Here is a 4,511-nt window from a genome sequence, read left to right as displayed (position 1 = left end):
GTAATTACCAGTATAATCAGTTACGTAAAAAATTAAAAGGTGTACCTTTTTTTTACACGGTTACCTGCTACAAAGCAAAAAATAAGAACGTTCTTCTCGGTCATCTATCTCTCTACTTGGCTAAAATAATGATTTACGTTTTACTAGTATTACGGTATTCTGTATTTGTTACTTCTAAAGTCAGCCGCATACTCAAAGCTGTATTTACATAATTAGTATTATACCCGCACTTCCCGATGGTCAGGGGCTATAACCGTATTTATGTAAAACAGCCGCGCACCAACTGCGATGATTCATAAACCTGACTTCTAACGAGCTATTTTTACGGAAGATATTATAATATTATAGGCATATAATCGTGTCGTAGACATGATTTGAACAGGTTTGGGGGCATTTTGAGTGGTTTTTATGCCCTTTACGCGGTATTCAGTCGCCACTTGGCTAGTATTTTAATAAAAAGCGGAAGTCCAGCCACTAAAGCCACCGCATTCCGCTTTTTACTAAAATATGTGCGTTTGAGTAAGAACGATTAATATTGAAGCTGAAGTGCGCAAAGGCACTTTGCTGCTGACCTTCAGCTTCAAGATTGATCCTAGCCATCTGGCGATTGAAGATAAGCTGCATGCGTGCAGAACAAAGGCGTAGCCGAAGCGGAGAGGAGCAACCGACGTAGACCGGGAGTGTAACGAAGGGATGCGCCAGACGATTTTTATGTTTTCCATTAAAAAACAATAATGACTTAAACATAAATAATCGGCTAGGTTGCGACCAAGCGGCGTAGCCCATGAAGTAGCGGTTTTGCTTAATTTAACATACGCCGTAGGCAACCATATTGTTTTTAAGCAAAAAAGTAGCTACGGGTGATGGAGGAACAGAACAAGGTTATTTATTTGTAGTGTAAACTGACGACCGGAGGCGAGGAAGCTGTAACGGTATGTAGCAAGGTAGCGTAGCGGACTTGCGGAATAACAAAAATAGCTTGTGGCGTGACGAAGGAACACCTTATAACAGCTTATGGGCAAAGCATTACCAGCTGCGCCCATAATAATGATTCGACCTAAGGGAGTCACTTGGCTATTTATCTATCAACAAAAAATCCCGAACCTTTCGATCCGGGTCTTTTAGTAAATGTTAAGCCATTAGAACTCTACAAAACCTATAAAGTCACTCCATTCCCCCATGGCTTCTTGATAGATATTCTCTTTTTTGACTTCTGCATAGAGGTTTTCTAATAATCGGTACAAGGGTTTACTGTCTTGTTTTTGATCTGTTTTTTCTAACAACCCTAATGCTTGTAATGATTTAAAATGTCGGTATACGGTAGTACGTGATTTTTTTAATGTTCGCCCAGCAGATAAAGAGGTAAAGAGTGTTGTTTTGTATCTCTTGTATAGCACATTGTAGGATTCCATACTCTGCTGATCTACAGGTATAATCTGTAATAGTTCTAAGGTGTTGATAACATCAGTTTGACTACTAATTACTTTTTTATGCTCTTTAAGCCTTCCCCGTTGATTGAGTATGGTAATGGCATGTAATAGTTCTTGGTACAACAAGTATTCTTTAACATCGTACCTGTTTAGGTATTGATCTATGGTAGCTTGATATGGGTTGATGGTTTTGGTATGTGGATAGAGCTTTTTAATGATCAATTGTAATTCATAGAGCAGTATTTTTTTTTCTTCGGTATGTGTTTTTTGAGCATCCATAATTCATTGATATTAATGTGTTGATAGTGTTGTTTTTAAGTTCGCAAAAACAGTACTTGCGAGTTAGTTGCGTGTTGCGACTTGTATTTCCTCTAGTTTGGTATGTAATACAGTATGTATCTGATCTTTTAGGCTTTGGTATTCACTGGGGTCAACCACTTCAAAACAATAGCTTTTGGTTTTGGCTTTCTTTACCCGTTTGATATATCCTTCTGCCAACAGTTGATTGTTATAATTGCGTAGGGTGCTTTCTTTTACCCGTAGGTTTCTTCGTATCTCTGCATTGGTAAAAGCGGTCTTTTTTTCTTCTTTTAAATACATTTTGAGCCTTTCGAGATGATTTCGTACTGCTCCTGTGATGGTATCACTTTTACGCAAGAGTACTTCTTTAATAATCTCGTTTGCTTCTTGTATATCCTCGATAGTGGTTTCTATATATTCTTCACCAGTCTGCTCATCATATTTACGCTCCCGTTGATATTGTTTATAGAAGGTTATTGCTTCTATAAATTGTAAATAGTGGCTATTGGTTCTCCTTGGTTTAAATACAGATTCTGGTAATTCTAAGTATTCTGCATACGGATTAATCACTTTTATAGGTTTTAAGATTCGTTGTACATCCCGTAAAAACCTAGCTGCGATAAATTCATCTTGTTTATTTACTCGTCCCGCCGACTCGGCGCGCTGATAGTGCATGATCTTTTTATCCTGCTCGCTAGATTCATCGATGTATAATAAAAAGCTACGATTACTATTATCCTCATAAATACTTTCTTGTGTGGTACAGCCTGCAACAGATACAGGACCTTCTACGGTTAGATGTATGGTTTTAGTTGTTCCTTTTTTGTCTTTATGAACTACCGTTTTTGTAATTCTCTTTTTAGATTGTAGCTCCCGTAATGGATAGAGCACAGATTCTGCACCGTCTAAGTCTTCGATTAAGATTAACTTGTGTTGTAATTCTGTTCTATTAAAATAGTAAAAGGCGTTTGCTGATAATACGGTGATTTCTACTTTATCTTCATCGGGTATAAGTTCTGCTACTTTAGATTGCAAGTGTGTTTTACCAACCCCCGAACTACCAAGGCTTATACAATGTAGCGGATTATTAGTTTTACGACTGGTAAAGATCAGGTACATTAATAATCTGTTGGTTTCTTCTCCGATAACACCAGATGTACCGATAAGTTCATTTGTTTTTGCTAATAAGTCTTTAGACTTTAAAAAAGTTTCTGCTGCTTGCCGTTCTTTGGTAGATAATACTTTTAATTGTATTTGGTTTGCTTCATTCTCTTTGGCTAGTTGATCGATTCTGTATTGTTCTAGTGCTGCGGTAAGCTCTTGGAGGCATTGCCTCACTATTGATGTACCAATTTCTATACGTTCTGCTATTTTTCTAACTAATCGCTCTATAGTATTATCATTATACAGATCGATACTATGTCTTAATACGTTATGATTACTAGGTTTCTGTATGCTTAGCGTAACCCGCATACGTTCTAGATTAGTAAACTTGATACCTCCAAGGATATGGATTTCTAACTGTTTTGTAGTGTAACTATAGTTGTGTGGGTTGGTCGTATCTAACATTGTTGATAAATTAAATAATGGTCTTATTAGACGCAAATGTAGATTTTATTTCCAAATCAACAAAGAATTATTAGATTTAATTACGTCTCTTAATTACGTATATTTGTAATTAAACAGTATTATTAGACTCAAAACAGGCTTATAATGGATAAAATAGCTATTATTGTAGCAAAATTAAGGAAAGAAAAAAATTGGTCTCAAACAGATTTAGCGAACCAAAGTAGTGTGTCTCGTGAGATGATTAGTAAATATGAAAGAGGTATCGCTATTCCTTCTGTAGATGCAGCTAAAAAGATTGCAGATGCTTTTGGGGTTTCACTTGATTATCTTGTTGGCGAAGGAATTAATGCTTCCTTTGATAAAAAAACATTACAACGTTTACAAGAGATAGAAGGTATGAACTCAGAGTTTAAAGGGCATTTATTTTCTATAATTGATTCTGTAATTAGGGATTACAAAACACAACAAGCGTATTCCTCTTAAATTTAAATAATAATGAACTTACAATATATTTCAGATAGTAATGGTGTTCCTACTGGGGTGTTTATCCCAATGAACGATTGGAATAAACTCAAAGAGAAGTACAATGATATTGAGACCGAGTTAAACGATATCCCTGAGTGGCATAAAGCGGAACTAGATAAACGTTTGGCTGATCATCGTAACAATCCTGATCAGGTATTAGATTTTGATAAGGCTATGGACGATATCGACAAAGAGTTATAAATGTATAAAACCGTCATACTACCGCTTGCCAAAGAAGATATCAAAAGTACTGCCAAGTGGTACAACAAACAGCAAAAAGGATTAGGCAAACGTTTTACCAAAGAAGTCCGTAAAAAAGTAGCTCATATCAGTAAAAATCCTGAGAACATTGTTACCCGTTACCGTGATGTTAAAACCGCTATTGTAGATGTGTTCCCATATATGATTCATTTTATAGTGGATCAAGAAAACAAAACCATCATAATCTCTGCCGTATTTGCTATGGCACAAAGCCCACAAAATTGGAATGCTAGAGAACAAGATTAAACAAAAAACCACCCCGTTAAGAGTGGCTTTATAGCTTTATCTAATCAATCTCGGATTGTAAATCCGAGCGATCCTTTAGATTAGCATTTATATATTTTATGGTTAAATTAAGTTGTAAAATTTAAAAGAACGGAGTGAACTTTCGAGCGATCTAGTATTAAGGCTCTAACCCGTATTAGT

Annotated in this window: 5 protein-coding genes; 3 read left to right on the top strand and 2 right to left on the bottom strand. The window is 36.1% G+C overall.

What is annotated here, in order from left to right:
* Positions 1-1,139: 1,139 nt before the first annotated feature.
* Positions 1,140-1,709 (bottom strand): hypothetical protein, encoded by a 570-nt coding sequence (locus AWE51_RS18240; RefSeq protein WP_066316458.1) that lies wholly within the window; start codon positions 1,707-1,709, stop codon positions 1,140-1,142.
* A gap of 63 nt (positions 1,710-1,772) precedes the next feature.
* The gene (locus AWE51_RS18235) at positions 1,773-3,299 is read right to left on the bottom strand and encodes a hypothetical protein (RefSeq protein WP_066316455.1); all 1,527 of its coding nucleotides are present in this window, start codon (positions 3,297-3,299) and stop codon (positions 1,773-1,775) included.
* Positions 3,300-3,443: 144 nt separating this feature from the next.
* On the opposite strand from AWE51_RS18235, the gene AWE51_RS18230 reads away from it, so the two are divergent.
* From AWE51_RS18230 to AWE51_RS18220, 3 genes are read left to right on the top strand one after another with little or no spacing between them, the layout of a single operon-like run.
* Positions 3,444-3,782: a helix-turn-helix domain-containing protein gene (locus tag AWE51_RS18230; protein ID WP_066316453.1), complete on the top strand. Its 339-nt coding sequence runs from the start codon at positions 3,444-3,446 to the stop codon at positions 3,780-3,782.
* A gap of 12 nt (positions 3,783-3,794) precedes the next feature.
* Positions 3,795-4,025, top strand: a complete 231-nt coding sequence (locus tag AWE51_RS18225; RefSeq protein ID WP_066316452.1) for an addiction module protein — start codon at positions 3,795-3,797, stop codon at positions 4,023-4,025.
* Positions 4,026-4,331 carry a type II toxin-antitoxin system RelE/ParE family toxin gene (locus tag AWE51_RS18220; protein WP_066316451.1) on the top strand — a complete coding sequence of 102 codons (306 nt, stop codon included), beginning with the start codon at positions 4,026-4,028 and terminating at the stop codon, positions 4,329-4,331.
* Positions 4,332-4,511: the final 180 nt, after the last annotated feature.

Origin of the sequence: Aquimarina aggregata, assembly GCF_001632745.1 — a bacterium.
GTDB classification, from domain to species: domain Bacteria; phylum Bacteroidota; class Bacteroidia; order Flavobacteriales; family Flavobacteriaceae; genus Aquimarina; species Aquimarina aggregata.
The sequence above is the reverse complement of the archived record's forward strand: the minus strand, read 5'-3'. Positions and strand labels throughout refer to the sequence as shown.